At 67.3% G+C, this 19,333-nt stretch carries 20 protein-coding genes; 9 read left to right on the top strand and 11 right to left on the bottom strand.

Annotation, left to right across the window (positions count from 1 at the left end):
- Window positions 1–3 precede the first annotated feature (3 nt).
- Window positions 4–531: a ubiquinol-cytochrome c reductase iron-sulfur subunit gene (gene petA / locus AB7F10_RS05820; protein ID WP_428559755.1), complete on the bottom strand. Its 528-nt coding sequence runs from the start codon at window positions 529–531 to the stop codon at window positions 4–6.
- A gap of 264 nt (window positions 532–795) precedes the next feature.
- Between petA and AB7F10_RS05815 the strand changes: the two genes are divergently transcribed.
- Entirely contained in the window at window positions 796–1,257 is a 462-nt protein-coding gene (locus AB7F10_RS05815; protein ID WP_428560046.1) for a tRNA (cytidine(34)-2'-O)-methyltransferase, read from the top strand.
- An 87-nt stretch (window positions 1,258–1,344) separates the two neighbouring features.
- Window positions 1,345–2,247 (top strand): oxygen-dependent coproporphyrinogen oxidase, encoded by a 903-nt coding sequence (gene hemF, locus AB7F10_RS05810; RefSeq protein WP_428559757.1) that lies wholly within the window; start codon window positions 1,345–1,347, stop codon window positions 2,245–2,247.
- Window positions 2,248–2,251: 4 nt separating this feature from the next.
- On the opposite strand, the gene AB7F10_RS05805 is transcribed toward hemF, so the two are convergent.
- From AB7F10_RS05805 to AB7F10_RS05785, 5 genes are all read right to left on the bottom strand, one after another.
- Window positions 2,252–2,749, bottom strand: a complete 498-nt coding sequence (locus tag AB7F10_RS05805; RefSeq protein WP_428559759.1) for a DM13 domain-containing protein — start codon at window positions 2,747–2,749, stop codon at window positions 2,252–2,254.
- A 94-nt stretch (window positions 2,750–2,843) separates the two neighbouring features.
- The gene (locus AB7F10_RS05800) at window positions 2,844–4,091 is read right to left on the bottom strand and encodes a CCA tRNA nucleotidyltransferase (protein WP_428559761.1); all 1,248 of its coding nucleotides are present in this window, start codon (window positions 4,089–4,091) and stop codon (window positions 2,844–2,846) included.
- Window positions 4,091–4,354 carry a DUF6111 family protein gene (locus tag AB7F10_RS05795; RefSeq protein ID WP_428559763.1) on the bottom strand — a complete coding sequence of 88 codons (264 nt, stop codon included), beginning with the start codon at window positions 4,352–4,354 and terminating at the stop codon, window positions 4,091–4,093. The genes AB7F10_RS05800 and AB7F10_RS05795 overlap by 1 nt, the downstream gene beginning before the upstream one ends.
- Window positions 4,351–5,013, bottom strand: a complete 663-nt coding sequence (locus AB7F10_RS05790) for a CoA pyrophosphatase (protein WP_428560048.1) — start codon at window positions 5,011–5,013, stop codon at window positions 4,351–4,353. The genes AB7F10_RS05795 and AB7F10_RS05790 overlap by 4 nt, the downstream gene beginning before the upstream one ends.
- Window positions 5,013–5,597, bottom strand: coding sequence for a DUF1285 domain-containing protein (locus tag AB7F10_RS05785; RefSeq protein WP_428559765.1), 585 nt, complete (start codon window positions 5,595–5,597; stop codon window positions 5,013–5,015). The genes AB7F10_RS05790 and AB7F10_RS05785 overlap by 1 nt, the downstream gene beginning before the upstream one ends.
- 188 nt (window positions 5,598–5,785) lie before the next feature.
- On the opposite strand from AB7F10_RS05785, the gene AB7F10_RS05780 reads away from it, so the two are divergent.
- From AB7F10_RS05780 to AB7F10_RS05765, 4 genes are read left to right on the top strand one after another with little or no spacing between them, the layout of a single operon-like run.
- Window positions 5,786–6,796 carry an AAA family ATPase gene (locus AB7F10_RS05780; protein ID WP_428559767.1) on the top strand — a complete coding sequence of 337 codons (1,011 nt, stop codon included), beginning with the start codon at window positions 5,786–5,788 and terminating at the stop codon, window positions 6,794–6,796.
- Window positions 6,797–6,801: 5 nt separating this feature from the next.
- Window positions 6,802–7,755, top strand: coding sequence for a DUF58 domain-containing protein (locus AB7F10_RS05775; RefSeq protein ID WP_428559769.1), 954 nt, complete (start codon window positions 6,802–6,804; stop codon window positions 7,753–7,755).
- Window positions 7,755–10,616 carry a DUF4159 domain-containing protein gene (locus AB7F10_RS05770; protein ID WP_428560050.1) on the top strand — a complete coding sequence of 954 codons (2,862 nt, stop codon included), beginning with the start codon at window positions 7,755–7,757 and terminating at the stop codon, window positions 10,614–10,616. Before AB7F10_RS05775 ends, AB7F10_RS05770 begins: the two co-directional genes overlap by 1 nt.
- Window positions 10,617–10,625: 9 nt before the next feature.
- Entirely contained in the window at window positions 10,626–12,692 is a 2,067-nt protein-coding gene (locus tag AB7F10_RS05765; RefSeq protein ID WP_428559771.1) for a hypothetical protein, read from the top strand.
- Between the two features lie 28 nt (window positions 12,693–12,720).
- Here the strand turns inward: AB7F10_RS05765 and AB7F10_RS05760 are convergent, their stop codons facing one another.
- Window positions 12,721–13,230, bottom strand: coding sequence for a GNAT family N-acetyltransferase (locus tag AB7F10_RS05760; RefSeq protein WP_428559774.1), 510 nt, complete (start codon window positions 13,228–13,230; stop codon window positions 12,721–12,723).
- Window positions 13,231–13,419: 189 nt separating this feature from the next.
- Here AB7F10_RS05760 and AB7F10_RS05755 point away from each other — a divergent pair, with 189 nt between their 5' ends.
- The gene (locus tag AB7F10_RS05755) at window positions 13,420–14,397 is read left to right on the top strand and encodes a glutathione S-transferase family protein (RefSeq protein WP_428559777.1); all 978 of its coding nucleotides are present in this window, start codon (window positions 13,420–13,422) and stop codon (window positions 14,395–14,397) included.
- Here the strand turns inward: AB7F10_RS05755 and AB7F10_RS05750 are convergent, their stop codons facing one another.
- Window positions 14,398–14,880, bottom strand: coding sequence for an NUDIX domain-containing protein (locus AB7F10_RS05750; RefSeq protein ID WP_428559779.1), 483 nt, complete (start codon window positions 14,878–14,880; stop codon window positions 14,398–14,400).
- A gap of 138 nt (window positions 14,881–15,018) precedes the next feature.
- Between AB7F10_RS05750 and mbfA the strand changes: the two genes are divergently transcribed.
- Both mbfA and AB7F10_RS05740 read left to right on the top strand, forming a co-directional pair.
- A complete protein-coding gene (gene mbfA / locus AB7F10_RS05745; RefSeq protein ID WP_428559781.1) occupies window positions 15,019–15,978 on the top strand; it encodes an iron exporter MbfA in 960 nt (319 codons plus the stop codon).
- Window positions 15,979–16,009: 31 nt separating this feature from the next.
- On the top strand, window positions 16,010–16,894 hold the full coding sequence (locus tag AB7F10_RS05740; RefSeq protein WP_428559783.1) for a metallophosphoesterase family protein: 885 nt from the start codon (window positions 16,010–16,012) through the stop codon (window positions 16,892–16,894).
- Window positions 16,895–16,995: 101 nt separating this feature from the next.
- On the opposite strand, the gene AB7F10_RS05735 is transcribed toward AB7F10_RS05740, so the two are convergent.
- The 3 genes from AB7F10_RS05735 to AB7F10_RS05725 form a co-directional block, all read right to left on the bottom strand.
- Window positions 16,996–17,562, bottom strand: a complete 567-nt coding sequence (locus AB7F10_RS05735) for a hypothetical protein (RefSeq protein ID WP_428559785.1) — start codon at window positions 17,560–17,562, stop codon at window positions 16,996–16,998.
- 130 nt (window positions 17,563–17,692) lie between these two features.
- Window positions 17,693–18,442 carry an SDR family oxidoreductase gene (locus AB7F10_RS05730; RefSeq protein ID WP_428559787.1) on the bottom strand — a complete coding sequence of 250 codons (750 nt, stop codon included), beginning with the start codon at window positions 18,440–18,442 and terminating at the stop codon, window positions 17,693–17,695.
- Window positions 18,443–18,447: 5 nt separating this feature from the next.
- Window positions 18,448–19,236 (bottom strand): hydroxypyruvate isomerase family protein, encoded by a 789-nt coding sequence (locus AB7F10_RS05725; RefSeq protein ID WP_428559789.1) that lies wholly within the window; start codon window positions 19,234–19,236, stop codon window positions 18,448–18,450.
- Window positions 19,237–19,333: the final 97 nt, after the last annotated feature.

The raw sequence follows: 19,333 nt of genomic DNA, 5'->3' as shown, positions 1-19,333 counted from the left end.
GGATCAGCCGATCCGGATCTTGCTGTCGGAAACGAATTCGTATGGCGGGAGCGGCAGGTTCTTCGGCGCCGGGCCGCGGCGGATACGGCCGGAACTGTCGTACTGCGAACCATGGCAGGGGCAGAAGAAGCCGTCATAGTCGCCCTGGTGGGCGAGCGGGATGCAGCCGAGGTGGGTGCAGATGCCGATCAGCACCAGCCACTGGTCGTGTCCCTTCTTGACGCGATCGGCGTCGGACTGCGGATCGGGCAGGCTCGCGACCTGCACGTTCTGCGCCTCTTCGATCTCCTTCTTGGTCCGGTGCGAGATGAAGATCGGCTTGCCGCGCCAGAACACCTTGATGACCTGGCCTTCCGCGATCGGGCCGAGATCGACCTCGATCGGCGCGCCGGCCGCGATCGTCGAGGCGTCCGGGTTCATCTGTGAAACGAGCGGCACGGCGGCCGCGACGGCACCGACCGCGCCGACGGCTGCGGTGGCGATGTAAAGGAAATCGCGGCGCGAGTGCTCCGCCGAAGACACGGTCGTCACGTCTGGATCCCTCTCCTCCGGCTGGCGTCCGGCTGACGTTGAGAATCCCGCCCGCGGCTCGGGAGCCGGCTGAAGTCGGGGGCCGGCGGCGGGTGGACCGCCGCAACATTCCCGGTCAAGGCAGGATGGCGCCGGCGAGGTTCTATTGGCACCCTTGCGGTGCAAGCGCAAGCCCGCTATCGCGCCAATTAAGCCTTGTCGCACAAGTCATTTGGCTACTGCATTTTACTGCCTCTAAACCGCCCCGCCGGCCGCGCCACCATGATCCGGATCGCCCTCTACCAGCCCGACATCGCGCCCAATACCGGAACGATTCTCCGGCTTTGCGCGTGCCTCGGCATCGAGGCGCACATCATCGAGCCGGCCGGCTTCCCGGTCTCCGACCGCGCCTTCCGCCGGGCCGGCATGGACTACATGGATCAGGTCAGGCTGACGCGGCATGTCGACTGGACCGCCTTCGAGGCCTGGCGGCGCGCCGAGGCGGCTCGCCTGCTGCTGATGACCACCGCTGCGACGGCGGGCTATCTCGACCACCGCTATGCCGCCGGCGACATCCTGCTGTTCGGCCGCGAGAGCGCCGGCGTGCCGGCCGAGGTCCATGCCGCCGCCGACCTGCGGCTTCGCATCCCGATGCGGCCGGGTTTGCGCTCGATCAACGTCGCGATGGCCGCCGCCATCGTATCCGGTGAAGCGCTGCGGCAAACCGGCGGATTTCCGCCCGGCTGACCCCCGGCGACGGAGCGTTTTCGAGCGAAGTGGAAGCCGGTTCGCGTAAAGAAAACGCGACAAAACAAAAAAAGCTAGAGTGAGCCCATGCCTGCCAACATGACCGACGACACACTCGATAAGCGCAAAGCGCAGGCCCGCGCCTGGTTCGAGAGCCTGCGCGACGAGATTTGCGCCGCCTTCGAACGGCTCGAGGACGAGGCGCCGGCGATGCCGCAGACCGCGGCCCTGCCCGCAGGCCGTTTCGTGCGCACGCCATGGCAGCGCACCGACCACAACGGCGAAGCCGGTGGCGGAGGGGTGATGTCGATGATGCACGGCCGGCTGTTCGAGAAGGTCGGCGTGCACTGCTCGACCGTGCATGGCGAGTTCGCGCCGGAGTTCCGCGCGCAGATTCCCGGCGCGGCGGATGACCCGCGCTTCTGGGCGTCCGGCATCTCGCTGATCGCGCACCTGCACAACCCGAACATTCCGGCGGTGCACATGAACACCCGTTTCGTCGTCACCACGAAAGCGTGGTTCGGCGGCGGCGCTGACCTGACGCCGGTGCTCGATGCGCGGCGCACGCAGAGCGATCCCGACACCCTCGCCTTCCACGCCGCAATGCGGGCGCCCTGCGACGCCCACCAGGCGGTCGCCGACTACGGAAGGTTCAAGACATGGTGCGACGAGTATTTCTTCCTCAAGCACCGCAACGAGCCGCGCGGCATCGGCGGCATCTTCTACGACTATCTAGAAAGCGATTGGGACAAGACCTTCGCCTTCACGCAGGATGTCGGCCGCGCCTTTCTCGGCATCTATCCGAAACTGGTGCGCGCGAATTTCGCGACGCCGTGGAGCGACAAGGAGCGCGAGGAACAACTCGTGCGCCGCGGCCGCTATGTTGAATACAATCTGCTGTATGACCGCGGCACGATCTTCGGCCTCAAGACCGGCGGCAATGTCGAGTCGATCCTGTCCTCGATGCCGCCAGTGGTGAAGTGGCCTTGACTCGCTATGGCTTCGCCGGCTGCAGATCCGCCGGCGAGATCAGCACGCCGAACGCCTCGCACCAGATGACGACGCTCGGATACTTCGCGAGATCGACGCCCGCCGGAATCGGATAGCGCTGGCTGCCCTTGAACGAGCGCAGCCGGCCAAGATCGACGAACATCGCATCCTTCACAGCCACCTCGTTGCGGATGTTCGCATTCGGCACGAGATAGACGTGATATTTCGGCCCCGGCCCGACCTCGAAATCCGGCTCCAGAAATACCGTGCGCTGATAGACGCTGACCTTGCCCTTGCCGTAATGGACCGGATCGGACGGATTGGCGTGAATGAACGTGCCGGTGGCGTAGATCGCGGAGCGGTCGGCCTCGGTCAGTTGCTCGGCCGCGGGCGGTGGCGGAAACACGAACGGAAAAAAGAAAAAGCCGAGCGCGACACCGAAGCCGGTGCCGAGAATGCCGCCAAGGCAGAAAATCGCCAGTCCACGCCAGAAGCCGCGCATGCCGCCCTCCCCGCCGAATCCTCGGAGCAAAGACTAATGCGCCGCGCGGCGAAGCGTCATCACGCTTCGTCACGTCTGCGTCAGATTGCAGCGCTCATGATTTTGCGGCCTGGTCGGCGATGCGCCCGACCGCCGCGGCATCGGACGGAAAATCCGCCGCCAGCCAGGCGCTTTCGGCCGCGCGCAGCGCTGCGCCCAGCGCCGGCCCCTGCGCGACGCCGCGCTTGATGAAATCCGCCGCCTTGAGCGGAAAAGCCGGCGCGCTCCAGCGCTGCGGCAGGGTCGCAAGCGCCTGCCATGCCGCGTCGTTTGCTTGCGCCTGCGCGCGTGCGAAGCCGAGCAACGCCTGATCGGCAAACAGTTCAGGCCCGAGCCGGTAGATCAACACGCGCTGCGCCTGCCCGCTCAAGTCCGGCGAAATGCGCCGCCAGCCTTCGGCCATTCCAGCAAGCCGCTCGTATTCCTTGTTGGCGAGCCGCAGCCGCTGCCACAACCGCTCGGCGTCCTCCGCGACAACGACGGCGAGCGCGGCGAGCCTGCGAACGGGATCGGCCGGCAACGCCAACGCTTGCTCGAGCTCCGCCATTCGCGCGGCATGCACGACATTCGGCACGCCGCCGATCACGTCGAGCAGCAGGCCGATCTCGGCCATCACCTGCAGCGCCGGAACGGCGCGGCGCGCGGCGAGCAGTTTCATCATCTCCGTACGCACCCGTTCGCGCGACAGCTGCGCAAGACCGGCGCGCGCGGCGATGCAGGCGGCGACGCCTTCGGCATCCGGCTCGCCGGCACCATAGGTAGCGTGGAAGCGGAAGAACCGCAGGATTCGCAGATAGTCTTCTTCGATGCGCGCCTTCGCCTCGCCGATGAAGCGGATACGGCGGTCGCCGAGATCGGCAAGCCCTCCGGTATAGTCGTGAACCTTGCCGTCGCGCGTCACCGACAGCGCGTTGATCGTGAAGTCACGGCGGTGCGCGTCGCCCTCCCAGTCGCGGCCGAATTCCACCGTCGCATGACGGCCGAAGGTCTCGACATCCTTGCGCAGCGTGGTGACTTCATAGGGCGCACCGTCGATCACCACCGTCACGGTGCCGTGCGCGATGCCGGTCGGCACCGCCTTGAAGCCGGCCGCCGTGACGCGTCGCGTCACCTCGTCGGGCATCGCCGTCGTCGCGACATCGATCTCGTGCACAGGCTCGGCCAGCAGCGCATTGCGCACCGCGCCGCCGACCGCGCGCGCCTCTTCGCCGTTCGTATCGAGCGCCGCAAGCAGACGCGGCAGCGCGCCGCCTTTGAGCCACGCGGCGTCGATGGTCTTGTCCGTTGCGCCGCTCGCTGCCATCAGCGGAACTGCCCCGGCACGAACTTGCCGTCTTCGACATGGGCCGGAACATAGGTCGAGCCGACCGGCGCACCGCCGAACTGCGCGAAGTAGATGAAGCTGCCGACCACCAGCAGCGCCGCGATAATCGCAAGCGTCAGGATGCGCGACACCGGCCAGGAGTCCGGATGGAACACGCCGGCCCTGGTCGTCCACAGGAACACCGCATAGACCGCGAACGGCATCAGGAACAGAATCAGCTCGGTCAGAACGGGACGGATCATGAGGAATAAATCCGGTCGTAGAGATTGCGCAGGATGCCGGCGGTGACGCCCCAGATGTAACGCTCGCCATAGGAAATCGCGTAGTAGTGCCGGGTCAGGCCCTGCCATTCGCGCGAATGACGCTGATGGTTCTTCAGCGACATCAGGAACGACAGCGGCACCTCGAAGGCGCTGTCGACTTCGGCGGCGTTGAGCGTCAGCGCGAAGCCTTCCTTGACGCGCGCGATCACCGGCACGATGCGATAGCCGAGCGTCGTCATGTAAAGATCGAGATAGCCGAGCGGCTCGACGAAGGAGCGGTCGAGGCCGATCTCCTCTTCCGCTTCGCGCAGCGCGGAGTCGCTCGGGTCCTTGTCGGTCTTGTCGATCTTGCCGCCGGGAAACGAGATCTGTCCCGGATGCGCCGGCAGATGCGCGGCGCGCTGCGTCAGCAGCACGACCGGCTCGTCGCGCTCGATCACCGGCACCAGCACCGCCGCCGGGCGAATGGGCCGCACGTCGGCGATCTTCGCCATCACCGGATCGGCGTCGTGGTCGCCGCGCTTGGGCACGATCTTCGGATCGGTCAGTCCCGCGGGCACGTCGAGCGTCAGCCGCGACCGCGCGCGCGCGAAGAACTCCTGCGCCGACAACACCCGATCCACCGCCGCCTGGTCCATCACACCCAATTCCGCACCGTGCTGGCATCCGCCATCGGAAAAAATGCGCCGCCGGAGGCGACGCCGAATTTCAGCGTGCCATCGACCTCGCGCTCCTCGCCGCGCTCGACCAGATCGTAGAACAGCGCACGCGTCACCTTCGCCCACAGTCCGCGCCTGACATGCAGGTAGGGCTTGAGGCCTCCGGTATCGGCTTCCGGCTCGAAGCGCAGCGCGTGGCCCGGCCCGCAGGCCACCCACTCGTCGACATTGGTGCGGAAGGTCAATGTGTCGTCCGCCTCGTCCGTCTTCATTTCGACCGCCAGGAATGGCGCATCATCGACCGAAATGCCGATCTTTTCGACCGGCGTGACCAGGAAGTAGCTGTCCGCCTCGCGTTTGAGCACGGAGGCAAACAGCCTGACCAGCGCCGGCCGGCCGATCGGGGTCTTCATATAGAACCACGTGCCGTCGGAGGCGATCCGCATGTCGATATCCCCGCAATAGGGGGGATTCCAGCGCTCGACCGGTGCCGGCCCCTTGTCGCCCGCGCGCGGCAGAGACGCGACGATCGCCTCGAGGCCGCCCTGCCCTTTGTTTGCCATTGTTCTCCCGCCGAATCCGCAACTCAGGGGCCTGTTCGCATCTTCGTGATGAGCCGGACCGGCGACGCAAGATAGCGTAAGATCGCCTTGATATTCAGCCAGAATCGGCCGGATCGCGCGGATCGACCGCAGTCCGAAACGGCCGGTGATGCGCTCGGGATGACACGCTCGGAAGGAGCAGGAAGCTCATGGCGGCGCCAAGCGGCGAAAGCATCGAAAAACTGGAAGACATGATCGTTCGCGCGGCGGAAACCACCGCCGCCAATGTGAGGGCCGCCAAGGCCGCGATCTCCACCGTCATCTTCGGACAGGACAAGGTCGTCGAGCGGGCACTCGTCACCGTGTTGTCCGGCGGCCACGCGCTCCTGGTCGGCGTGCCCGGCCTCGCCAAGACCAAGCTCGTCGAGACGATGGGCATCGCGCTCGGCCTCGACGCGCGGCGCGTACAGTTCACGCCGGACCTGATGCCCTCCGACATTCTCGGCTCCGAGGTGCTGGAGGAGAACGCCGGCGGCAAGCGCAACTTCCGTTTCATTCCGGGCCCGGTCTTCGCGCAACTGCTGATGGCCGACGAGATCAATCGCGCAAGCCCGCGCACGCAGTCGGCGCTGTTGCAGGCGATGCAGGAGCAGCACATCACGGTGGCCGGCGCGCGCCACGACCTGCCCAAGCCCTTCCATGTGCTCGCGACGCAGAACCCGCTCGAGCAGGAAGGCACCTACCCGCTCCCCGAAGCGCAGTTGGACCGCTTCATCATGGAAATCGACGTCGACTATCCCGATCTCGAATCCGAACGCCGCATCCTGTTCGACACCACCGGCGCCGAAGAGACCAAAGCCAAGGCTGCGATGACTGCGGACGATCTGCTCTCCGCGCAGCGGCTCGTGCGCCGTCTGCCGGTCGGTGAATCCGTCGTCAACGCGATCCTCGAACTGGTGCGTTCCGCACGTCCCGGCCCCGAGGCCGGCGACGCCGGCCGGCTGATCCTGTGGGGTCCGGGTCCGCGCGCGAGTCAGGCGCTGATGCTTGCCGTGCGCGCCCGCGCCCTGCTCGAAGGCCGGCTTGCGCCGTCGATCGACGACGTGATCGAACTCGCCGAGCCGGTGCTGAAGCACCGCATGGCGCTCACCTTCTCGGCGCGCGCCGAAGGCGAGACGATCTCCGGCGTCGTCACACGGCTGAAGGGGCGCATCGGATAGTCCGGATGGCCGAGCTTCCACGCAGCGACATCGAACGGGAAGCGATCCGCGACGCCGTCGGCAAGAGCCGCAAGCTCGCCGCGCGGGTGCCGCGCCTCATCCTCGAGGCGCGCCGCGTCGCCGCCACCATCCTGCACGGTCTGCATGGTCGACGCCGCGCCGGCGCCGGCGAGAACTTCTGGCAATATCGCCGCTTCACGTCCGGCGAGCCCGCGAGCAACGTGGACTGGCGCCGCTCGGCGCGCGACGACCATCTCTATGTGCGCGAGCGCGAATGGGAGGCCTCGCACACCATCTGGCTGTGGCCGGACCGCTCGCCGTCGATGGATTTCAATTCGCATCTCACCGAATGGTCGAAGCTCGACCGCGCGCTGGTGATGTCCTTCGCCTTTGCCGAGGTGCTGGTGCAAGGCGGCGAGCGCGTCGGCATTCCCGACCTGATGCGGCCGACAGCGCACCACAACATCATCGAGAAGATGGCCGAAGTGCTGATTCACGATGAGACCGAGCGGCCGAGCCTGCCGCCGAACTTCTCGCCGGCCCCGTTTTCCGAGGTGCTGCTGGTGTCGGACTTCTGGAGCCCGATTGCCGACTTCCGCAAGATCATCGGCCAGCTCGCCGCCAACGGCGCGCGCGGCCATGTTGTACAGATCGTCGATCCGGCTGAGGAAACCTTCCCCTATTCCGGCCGCGTCGAATTCATCGAGCCGGAAGGGCTCGGCAGCATCACGGCCGGCCGCGCCGAGACGTGGCGCAACGACTACCGGAACCTGGTCGCAAGCCATCGCGCCGCGCTGCGCAGCGAGTGCGAGCAGTTCGGCTGGAGCTTCACGGTCCATCACACCGACCGCGGCCCCACCGAACTCCTGTTCGCCGTCCACGCCCGCATGGGTCAGGGCGCGCAGACCTTCACGAAGGATCATCAGCCGGCGCGCACCGGCGCGGCAGGTTTCGCATGATCCCCGGCCTTCCGCTCGCCTTCGCGCAGCCGCTGGTGCTGCTTGGCCTGCTGTCGCTGCCGGTGCTGTGGTGGCTGTTGCGGCTGGTGCCGCCCCGCCCGCGCCAGGTCAACTTCCCGCCGACGCGGCTGCTGTTCGAAATCGCGCCGAAGGAAGAAACGCCGTCGCGCACGCCGTGGTGGCTGACGCTGCTGCGGCTGATGCTTGCGGCGCTCGTCATCATCGCCGCGGCGGGACCGCTGTGGAATCCGCCGCTCGCCGGCACCAACCGCGCCGCGCCGCTGCTTCTGATGCTCGACAACGGCTGGGCCGCTGCGTCGTCGTGGGACGCGCGGCTGCGCACCGCGGACGAGATGATCGCGCGCGCCGATGCCGATGGCCGCGGCGTCGCCATGCTCACCTTTGCCGATCCGAACCGGGATATTTCATTGCAGCCGGCCGGCGCGCTGCGCGTGCAGGTGCAACAACTGAAGCCCGCGCCGCACACGCCCGATCGCGGCGAGAGCCTGCCGGCGCTGACGCGTTTCCTCGCCAAGACGCCGGACGCCGAGATCGTGTGGCTCGCCGATGGCGTCGACCTCGGCAAGGCCGCGCAATTCGTGCAGGACCTGAAAACGGCGACCGGCAGCCGTCAGATCACCGTGATCGACGGCGGCATCGCCTCGCCGCGCGCGCTCGCCGCCGCCGACAACGCCGCCGGCGCCCTCACGGTGAAGGTGCTGCGCACCCGCGCCGACGGCCCGGCAACAGGCGTCGTCAACGCCATCGACCTCAAGGGCCTGCCGCTCGGACAGGCTCCCTTCACCTTCAAGGGCAACGACCTCGAAGCCGAAGCGATGATCGACCTGCCGGTCGAGATCCGCAACGACGTAGCGCGGCTCGAGATCGTCGGCGAGCGCTCCTCCGGAGCGGTCCAGTTGCTCGACAAGCGATGGCGGCGGCGCACCGTCGGCGTCATCTCCGGCTCTGCTTCGGATCGTTCGCAGCCGCTGATCGGCGCGACCTACTATCTGTCGCGCGCGCTCAATCCGTTCGCCGACATCCGCCTTGCCGAAGGCGTGTCGCCGACGCAGGCCGTCGAACAATTCCTCGATCAGAACCTGCCGATGCTGATCATGGCCGATGTCGGCAACGTCGCGCCGGAAGTGCGCGAGCGCCTCAATGCCTGGATCGACGGCGGCGGCGTGCTGGTGCGTTTCGCCGGCCCGCATCTCGCGGCGACCGACGACGACCTCGTTCCGGTGAAGCTACGCCGCGGCGGCCGCATTCTCGGCGGCTCGCTGAGCTGGGAAAAGCCGCAACCGCTCACCTCGTTCTCCCGCGAAAGCCCGTTCGCCGGCATGCCGGTGCCCAACGACGTCACCGTGACGCGGCAGGTACTCGCCGAGCCGGATGCAAGCCTGACCGAGCGGACCTGGGCCTCGCTCGCCGACGGCACGCCGCTCGTCACCGCGCAGCGCCGCGGCAAGGGCGAGATCGTGCTGTTCCACGTCACCGCCGATACCCGCTGGTCGGACCTGCCGCTGTCCGGCTCCTTCGTCGACATGCTTCGCCGCATCGTCGGTCTCGCCGGCTCCACGATCGCCACCGATGGCGGCAATGCGCAGGCTGCCGGTAACGGCGCGGCGCAGGCCGTGCCGCCGACCCGCGTGCTCGACGGCTTCGGCGCCTTCATCCCGCCGCCCTCGACCGCGCGGCCGGTGCCGGCCGGCTTCGCCGCGCGCGCCACGCTCGATCATCCGCCCGGCTTCTACGGTCCGCCGGAAGGGCTTGTCGCGGTGAACACCCTCACCGCCGCCGACCGCCCCGCCGCCATCGACTACGCGCCGCTCAACGCGCGGCGCGACGTCTACCGGTTCGGCGAACCGCTCGACCTGCGCGGGCCGGTCTTCACCTTAGCGCTGGCGCTGCTCGCGCTCGATGCGCTCGTCGTGTTCTGGCTCGCGGGAGGATTGGGCCTGCTGGCGCGCCGCCGCCGCGCGGCGACAACCGCGCTCGTTCTCGCCGCCGCGCTCGGCCTTGTCCTCGCAACCACCGCCGGCCATGCGCAGTCGCCGCGCAACGCCCCCGCCAAACCGCCGAATGCCGCGTTGTCGCAGAAGGACCAATTCGCGGAAGCCGCGACCCTGCAAACGCGCCTTGCCTACGTCGTCACCGGCGACAGCGAGGTCGACGCGATCAGCAAGGCCGGCTTGCGTAGCCTGACGCTGTTCCTCGGCCAGCGCACCGCGCTCGAAGCCGGAGAACCGATCGGCATCGATCCCGGCCGCGACGAACTGGCCTTCTTTCCGCTGCTGTACTGGCCGGTGCTTCCGAACGCGACGAAACCGTCGCCGCAGGCGCTGGAGCGCATCGGCACTTACATGAAGCGCGGCGGCACCATCCTGTTCGACACCCGCGACGCCATCAACGTCACGCCCGGCAATGGCGGGCCGGCGCAGTCCCCCGGCATGGTGGCGCTGCGCACCATCCTCTCCTCGCTCGACGTTCCCGAACTCGAGCCGGTGCCGCGCGACCACGTGCTGACCAAGACCTTCTTCCTGCTGCACGACTTCCCGGGCCGCTTCGCCGAGGGCCAGCTCTGGGTCGAGGCGTTGCCGCCGGACAGCGAGGAAGACCCGCAGCGCCCGGCCCGCGCCGGCGACGGCGTGTCCTCGATCCTCATCACCTCGAACGACATGGCGGGCGCCTGGGCGATGCACCCCGACGGCCAGCCCTATCTGCCGATGGTGTCGGGCGAGCCGCGCCAGCGTGAAATGGCGTTCCGCGCCGGCGTCAACATCGTGATGTATGTGCTGACCGGCAACTACAAGGCCGATCAGGTGCACATCCCGGCGCTGCTCGAACGGCTGGGGCAGTAGGAGCGCGCCATGAACCTCGGCATCTCCTTCGCGCCGCTCGTTCCGCCCTACGTGATCTGGGCGGGCATCGCCGTGACGGCCGTGCTGGTGCTGATGCTGTTTGCCGCGCGCAGCCGCGGCGCCTGGATGCGCGCCATCGCGCTTGCCCTCATGGTGCTGGCGCTGGCCAATCCTTCGTTTACCCGCGAGGACCGCGATCCGATCCCCTCGGTGGCCGCGCTCATCGTCGACAAAAGTCCGAGCCAGGACTTCGGCGACCGCGCCAAGCAGACCGAGGCCGCGCGCGCCGCGCTGACCGAACGGCTCAATCGTATTCCGGGCCTCGAACTGCGCACCGTCGAGGCCAGCGAGCCGGACGGCGAACACGACGGCACGCGGCTGTTCTCGGCCCTGTCTTCCGCGCTCGCCGACGTACCGCCCGATCGCGTCGCCGGCGCGATCATGATCACCGACGGGCGCATTCACGACATTCCGGCCGACGCGGCTGCGCTCGGCTTCGCCGCGCCTCTGCACGCGCTGATCACCGGCCAGCCGAACGAGCGCGACCGCCGCGTGGTGCTGACCAATGCGCCGCGCTTCGGCATCGTCAACCAGCCGCAGACCATCAGCTTCCGCATCGAGGATCAGGGCGCGTCGTCGGGCGCCGTGCAGATCACCGTGCGGCGCGACGGCGAGGAAATCGAGCGGCGGACCGCCACCGTGCACACCGACCTCAAGGTCAACGTACCGATCAAGCACGCCGGGCAGAACATCATCGAGATCGAGGCCTCGCCGCTCGACAACGAACTGACGCTGGTCAACAACCGCGCGGTCGTGTCGATCGACGGCGTGCGCGACAAGCTGCGCGTGCTGCTCGTCTCCGGCGAACCGCATGCCGGCGAGCGCACCTGGCGCAACCTCCTGAAGTCGGATGCCTCGGTCGATCTCGTTCACTTCACCATTCTGCGCCCGCCAGAAAAACAGGACGGCACGCCGATCAACGAGCTGTCGCTGATCGCCTTCCCGACCCGCGAGCTGTTCCAGCAGAAGATTTCCGAATTCCAGCTCATCATCTTCGACCGCTACGCGCGGCAAGGCGTGCTGCCGCTGGTTTATTTCGACAACATCGCCAATTACGTCCGCGACGGCGGCGCGGTGCTGATCGCCGCCGGTCCCGATTACGCCAGCCCGACCAGCATCTGGCGCACACCGCTCGATGCCATCCTGCCCGCGGAGCCGTCGGGCGCGATGAGCGAAACGCCGTTCCGCGCCCGCCTCACCGATCTCGGCAAACGACACCCGGTGACGCGCGGGCTCGAAGGCTCGCAGAGCGATCCACCGCACTGGAGCCGCTGGTTCCGCCTCGTCGACACGAGGCGCACCACCGGCACCGCGGTGATGGAAGGCGGCAACGGCAAGCCTCTGCTGGTGCTCGGCCGGCAGGACGCCGGGCGCGTCGCGCTGCTGCTGTCCGACCATATCTGGCTCTGGGCACGCGGCTACGAGGACGGCGGTCCGCATCTCGATCTGCTGCGGCGGCTGTCGCACTGGCTGATGAAGCAGCCCGACCTCGAGGAAGAGGCGCTGCGCATTCTGGTGCGCGGCCGCGACCTCACGGTGCAGCGCCAGACCATGAGCGACAGCGTCAACGAGATCACGCTGACGACGCCGGGCGGCGCGGAGCGCAAACTCACCTTGCAGAGCAAGGAGCCGGGCGTGTGGAACGCCACCATCAAGGCCGACGAGCTTGGCCTGTGGCGCGCGACCGACGGCAAGCTGACCGCGCTCGGCAATGTCGGGCCGGCCAACCCGCGCGAGTTCACCGAAGTTACCTCGACGACGGACGGTGTGCGCGCGCTGGCGGAAGCGACCGGCGGCGGCGCGCGACGCCTCGCCGACGGCAATTCACTCGCAATTCCGCGCGTGGTGCCGGTGCGCACCTCGACGACCTACAAGGGCGACGACTGGATCGGCCTGAAGATGCGCGACGCCAGCGTGGTGCGCGGCATCGGCGTGCTGCCGATCTTCGCCGGGCTGATCGGCCTGTTGCTGCTGGTCGGCGCGCTGGCGCTCACTTGGGCGCGCGAAGGCCGCTGACTCGACCTTCGATGGCGCGCGAAGGCCGCTAGGCTTTTTCCCACAACGGGCGGATCAGCCCGCTCACGCCGTCGAAGGCGCCCGGCGCAAGCTCGGCCACCAGCATTCGCGCCGGATCGACCGGCCCGGTCAGCTTCACCTGCCCCTTCGGGATCGTGCGGAAACCGTGCTTGCCGTAATAAGGCTCGTCGCCAACCAGCAGCACCAGTCTGTGGCCCTGGTTTTTCGCGTCGTCGAGCGCGCGCGCGATCAACGCCTTGCCGATGCCGCGGTCGCGAAACGGCGGCTCGATGGTCAAAGGCCCGAGCAGCAGGGCCGGCGTGATGTCGATCAGAACCGGCGTCAGCCGCACCGAACCGACCATCAGCGTGCCGACCCGCGCGGTGAAGGACAGCGCGAGCAGATGATCGCGCGCCTCGCGCAGCCGATAGGCCGAGCGGGCGAAGCGGCCGGGCCCGAAGGTGCGCTCGTGCAGCCGCTCGATCGCCGCCGCGTCGTCGGCGGTCTCCGGCTGGATGGTCAGTGCAAGTTCGCTCATCGGGCCCCAAAACCTCCGGCGGCCAAATCCATCGGCAAGCCGGCGTGTCCCGCGATTAGCATTTCGCAGGATTCCGGTCCAATCGTCCGCACAAGACATCCACGCGCCTCGCAATCATGCGGATTTGACCTACCTAATCCGTGTGAGGCCGCTAGATTGCGGCCGGACCGCGGACCGAAGGAGTGCTCGATGGGACATCTTGTCGATGGCGTCTGGACCGAGGACGGCGTGCGCACGGCCAAGGATGGCCAGTTCGTCCGCCCGACCACCCAGTACCGTAACTGGGTGACGCCCGACGGCGGCCCCGGCCCTTCCGGCAAGGGCGGCTTTGCGGCCGAAGCCGGCCGCTACCACCTCTACGTCTCCTACTCATGTCCCTGGGCGCACCGCACCATTATTATGCGCAAGCTCAAGGGCCTCGACAGCGTGATCTCGCTGTCCGCCGTCTCGCCGCTGATGCTGAAGGACGGCTGGACCTTCAACAAGGACGAAGGCTCGACCGGCGACGACATCAACGGCGCGGCGAAGCTCTCCGACATCTATGTGAAGGCCGATCCGCGCTACACCGGCCGCGTCACCGTGCCGGTGCTGTGGGACAAGAAGACGGCAACGATCGTCAACAACGAGTCGTCCGAAATTATCCGGATGCTCAATTCGTCGTTCGACGCCTTCACCAATGTCCGCAACGATTATTACCCCGAAGCGAACCGCGCCGAGATCGACCGCCTCAACGACATCATCTATCCCAACATCAACAACGGCGTGTACCGCGCCGGCTTCGCGACCTCGCAAGGAGCCTACGAGGCGGCGGCGCGGAGCGTGTTCGACACGCTGGACGATCTCGAGCAGATACTGTCGAAGCAGCGGTACCTCACGGGCAGCGACATCACCGAAGCCGACATCCGGCTGTTCTGCACGCTGATCCGCTTCGACGCCGTCTATCACGGCCATTTCAAGTGCAACTGGAAGCGGATCGAGGACTATCCCAATCTCTCGAACTACCTGCGCGATCTCTACCAGCAGCCCGGTGTCGCCGACACGGTGAAGCTCGGCGAGATCAAGTTCCACTACTATGCGAGCCAGCTCAAGGTGAACCCGACCGGCGTGGTGCCGATCGGGCCGGAGCTTGACTACAACCGGCCGCACGACCGCGCGCGTTTGGGTTAGCTACCAGGTCGCGCTGACCGGCACGCCGTCGAGAATTTCCGCGAGCCGTGCGCGCGTCGCGGCTGTCGTGCCGTCCGGCAAGGCGTCGCGCGCGAAGAATCCGTGGTCGACGATTTCGAAATTCGGCTTCGGCGTCACAGCTTGACGAAAGCTGCGCACCACATAGAGCACGACGTGATCGCGCCGCGAAACGCGGCCGTTGAAGAACATGCCATGCAGCGCCGGCGGACCGTCGAGCGCGACGCCGCCCTCCTCGTGCAGTTCGCGCGCGAGCGCCTCGAGGAACGTCTCGCCCGGCTCGACGCCGCCGCCGGGGAAGTGCCAGCCGTCGACATAGGAATGTTTGATGAGCAGCACACGGCCCTCGCCGTCGATCACCGCGGCGCGCACGCCGAGCGTCATCCCGCGGGATACCCGCCAGTAAGCATGCAGGACACGGCGGATCAGCGGCTCGCAGGCGCGGCGAAAGGCATTCAGGGCCATCCGCGAGATGTGCCAGCCAGCCGCCGGTCCCGCCAGCCTTTCCTCGTCCGCATCCACCCCATGCCGGACGGCCGCTTTTCAGATTAGAATTATTCTAATATATAAAGCCGATCGCATACGTTCCCGAAAGGCCCTGCCTTGAAGCGTTTTTCAGACCTCTCCGAACAGGAAGTGCTCGCCCTCGCCATCACCAACGAGGAAGAGGACAGCCGCATCTATCAGGGCTTCGCCGAGGGCCTGCGCGGCGAGTTTCCAGCCTCCGCCAAGGTGTTCGACGAGATGGCCGCGGAGGAAGTGCATCACCGCACGATGCTCTACGACCTCTATCGCGAGAAGTTCGGCGAGTATTTGCCGCTGGTGCGCCGACAGGACGTCAGGGGCTTCATCAAGGACAAGCCGACGCTCTGGCTGATGCGGCCGCTCAATCTCGACGCCGTTCGCAAATATGCCGAGGACATGGAATTCGAGGCGGAGCGCTTCTACCGCAAGGCGGCTGAAAGCGCGCGCGACGCCTCCGTGCGCCAGTTGCTGATCGAACTGGCGGAGGCCGAGGCCGGCCACGAAAGTCTCGCGCACAAGCTCACCGAGACGATCCTCACCGAAGGCGCCCGCGAGAAGGAAGACGAGACCGCGCGGCGCATGTTCGTGCTCCAGTATATTCAGCCGGGTCTCGCCGGACTGATGGACGGCTCGGTGTCGACACTCGCGCCGCTGTTCGCCGCCGCCTTCGCCACTCACAACACCTGGGAAACCTTCCTCGTCGGCATGGCGGCGTCGGTCGGCGCCGGCATCTCGATGGGTTTTGCGGAAGCGCTGTCCGACGACGGCTCGTTGACCGGACGCGGCACGCCGTGGCTGCGCGGCTCGGTTTGCGGCCTGATGACCGCGATCGGCGGCCTCGGTCATACCCTGCCCTATCTCATCCCGGATTTCTGGATCGCCACCATCGTGTCGGTGGCGGTGGTCGCCGTCGAGCTTGCGGCGATCTCGTGGATCCGCATGCGCTACATGGACACGCCGTTCCTCAGCGCGGCGTTTCAGGTCGTGGTCGGCGGCGTGCTGGTGTTTCTCGCCGGCATCCTGATCGGGAGTTCGTGACAATTCGCGTCGGGCCGGGCATGACTGGCGCATGGTCACGCTGGCGCATCTGTCGGACCCGCATCTTGCACCGTTGCCGCAGCCGCACTGGACGCAGCTGATCGGCAAGCGCATCACCGGCTACATCAACTGGCGCCGCAAGCGCCACCTGATCCACGATCCCAAGACGCTCGCCCGCATCGTCGTGGACATGAAGACTCACTCGCCCGACCACATCGCCGTCACCGGCGATATCGCCAATCTCGCGTTGCCCGAGGAGTTTCCCCGCGGCCGCGACTGGCTGGAAAGCCTGGGCAGCCCGCACGATGTCAGCTTCGTGCCCGGCAATCACGACATCTATGTCGCGGCCGGCGGGGCTCTCGCCGCGCGGCAATGGGGCGCCTTCATGGCGGCGGACGACGGCAGCGCCGGCTTTCCCTATGTGCGGCGGCGCGGACCGCTCGGGCTGGTCGGGGTCAATTCCGGCGTGCCGACCGCGCCGTTCCTCGCGACCGGCTGGCTCGGCGCCAAGCAGCTCGCCGAACTGGCGGCGGCGCTGAAAAGACTGAAAGACGAAAACCTGTTCCGCGTGGTGATGATCCACCATCCCCCGGTCAGCCATGCCGGCCGGCACAAACGGTTGCTCGACGCCGATATCTTCAAGCGCGTCATCGCCGCGCATGGCGCCGAGCTTGTCATCCACGGCCACGATCATCTCAACATGATCGAGCCGCTCACGGGGCCGGACGGCACGCAAGTGCCCGCGGTCGGCGTTGCCTCGGCGTCCGCCGCGCCGGGCACGAGTAAGACCGACGCCTCCTACAATCTCTACCGGATCGGCGGCGCAACCGGCGCGTGGACCTGCGAACTCGAAACGCGCGGCATGACGCGCGACGGCGAGGTGGTCACGCTCGGCAAGACGGTGTTGGTCGGATAAGAAAATTTTCTCTGTCATGCCCGGCCTTGTGCCGGGCATCCACGACTTTGATCAAAGCAAGACGTGGATGGCCGGGACAAGCCCGGCCATGACGTTCGGCACTAAAGATTCGGATACAGGATCGCCAGCGCGACGAGGCCGATCACGCCGATGACGATGCCGAGCAGGAAGGCGCGGAACGAGCGCCAGCGCCGCGCGCGCTTCGCGTGCACCGCGTTGCGCCGCGCCACCACCTCGCCCTGCGCCGCGTCGTCCGACAACGCGCGTTCGCGCTCGACCAGCCGGCGCGCGACATAGCGCGTCACGGCTTCGGCGATATCGCGGGTCTCGTAGGATTCCGCGAGCGTGGTGCGGCCGTAGCGGGTGTCCTGCACAAAGCGATAGAGCCGCTTGTCGCGGCCCATCGTGACGTGAGCCAGCACGTCGATCCACAGCCGCGGCGTGTCGCCCCGGCTGATGCCGCGGTCGAAAAGATCGACCCCCGCCGGCACTTCGGCAAACACCGGATCGAGCGCATCGTTGAGGATTTCGAGCCGCGCCAGATCGGCGTCGCGCATGTCGACGACCACGGCGGAGCGCTCCGCCGCCTCGATGCGCGCGTCCCGGATCGCGTCCTTGAGCGGCTGCGCCGCCCGGGCCTGAGCTTCGGCTTTTTCCGTTTCTGCCATTGTTGTCTCGCCTGTCGGGAGGCACGTTAGCAACGCCCCGGCACGGCGCAAAGCGAAAAAAGGCGTATTTTCAATGCCTTTGATGGTTAATCAGAGCTAAATGCGCCGCTTTCCGGGCACCGGGCGCGTTTCAGACGCAGCGGCCGCCGTCCACCTCGACGATGTTGCCGGTCAGGAAGCGCGCCTCGTGGGATGCAAGAAACAGCGCGGTGTCGGCGATGTCCTGCGACTCGGCGAGCCGGCCGAGCGGCACGGTCGCGATGAACTTCTCGCGCTGGCCCGGCGCAGGACCAAGGAAGGTCGGCAGCAGCGGCGTGTCGGTCGCGACCGGCGCGATGGCGCAGACGCGGATCTTGTCCGGCGCAAGCTCGACCGCGAGCGTCTTGGTGAGATTATGCACCGCGCCCTTGGTCGCGTTGTAGGCCGACAGGCCGGGCCGCGGCCGCAGGCCAGCCGTCGAGCCGATGGTGACGATGACGCCGCCGCCCGTCTTGCGCATCTGCGGCACCACCGCCTGGATGCCGAGGAACACGCCCTTCACGTTCACCGCGAAGACGCGGTCGAACTCGTCCTCGCCGATGTCCATCAGCGGCTTGTTGACGTGGGTGACGCCGGCATTGTTGACGAGGATATCGACCCTGCCGAACGCCTTGAGCGTCGCGGCCACCGCGCGGTCGAGGTCATCGTGCCGTGTCACGTCGCAGGCGATCGGCGCAGCGTTCGCGCCGATGGCGGCCGCGACGCGCTGCGCCGCCTGTTCGTTGACGTCGAGCACCGCGACCTTCGCGCCCTCGCGCGCGTAGGTGTGCGCAATCGCCTCGCCCATGCCGGAGCCCGCGCCGGTGACGATGGCGACCTTGTCTTTCAATCTCTCACCCATGACCGTCATCCTTTCGGCACGACGCCGTAAGGCCGCGCCCAGCCCAAGCCATCCTCGGTCTTGCCGCGCGGATGATACTCCGCGCCGATCCAGCCCTTGTAGCCGAGCCGGTCAACTTGCTCGAACACGAAGGGATAATTGATCTCGCCGCCGCCGTTCGGCTCGTGACGCACCGGCACCTGCGCGCATTGCAGGTGACCCACCAACGCGAGGTGTTTTTCCAGCCGCCGCACCACGTCTCCGCTGACGATCTGCACGTGATAGAAATCGTACTGGATCTGCAGGTTCGGCTTGCCGACCTTGGCGATGATCTCGGCGGCCTGCTCGACGCTGCGCAGGAAATAACCCGGCGCGTCATAAGGATTGAGCGGCTCGAGATTGAGCCTGATGTTCTTCTCGAGCGCGAGATCGGCAGCGCGCTTCAGGTTGGCGATAAATGTCTTTTCCGCCGCGGCGCGCTCGCCGTCATCGACGATGCCGGCCATGCAGTGGATCGCGCTGTTGCCGATGGCCGTCGCATAGTCGAGCGCCATCGCGAACGAGGTGTCCCACTCCTTCTCGCGGCCCGGCAGCGCGGCCAGCCCGTGCGGCGCCTTGTCGAAATGGCGCGGCGTGTTGATGCCGAGCGGCGTCAGGCCGTTGCGCTTCACCGCTTCGGCGATGACCGCTGCCGGCGCTTCGTAGCAGGCCGGCATGTCGATCGCCGTGAAGCCGGCCGCCGCCACCGCGTCGAACCGCTCGAGCAGCGAACGGTCGGTGAACAGATAGCCGACATGGGCCGAAAACCGGGGCATTCCACTTCCTCTCGCCAGTCCCGCCGTGACGCCTTGCGCGCCGGCGCACAGACGTATTCATTAGCGGCCCGCCAACCGCAACACCAGCCGGGCCTTA

The organism is Pseudolabrys sp. (assembly GCF_050250095.1).
In the GTDB taxonomy this organism is placed as follows: Bacteria; Pseudomonadota; Alphaproteobacteria; order Rhizobiales; family Xanthobacteraceae; genus Pseudolabrys.
The sequence above is the reverse complement of the archived record's forward strand: the minus strand, read 5'-3'. Positions and strand labels throughout refer to the sequence as shown.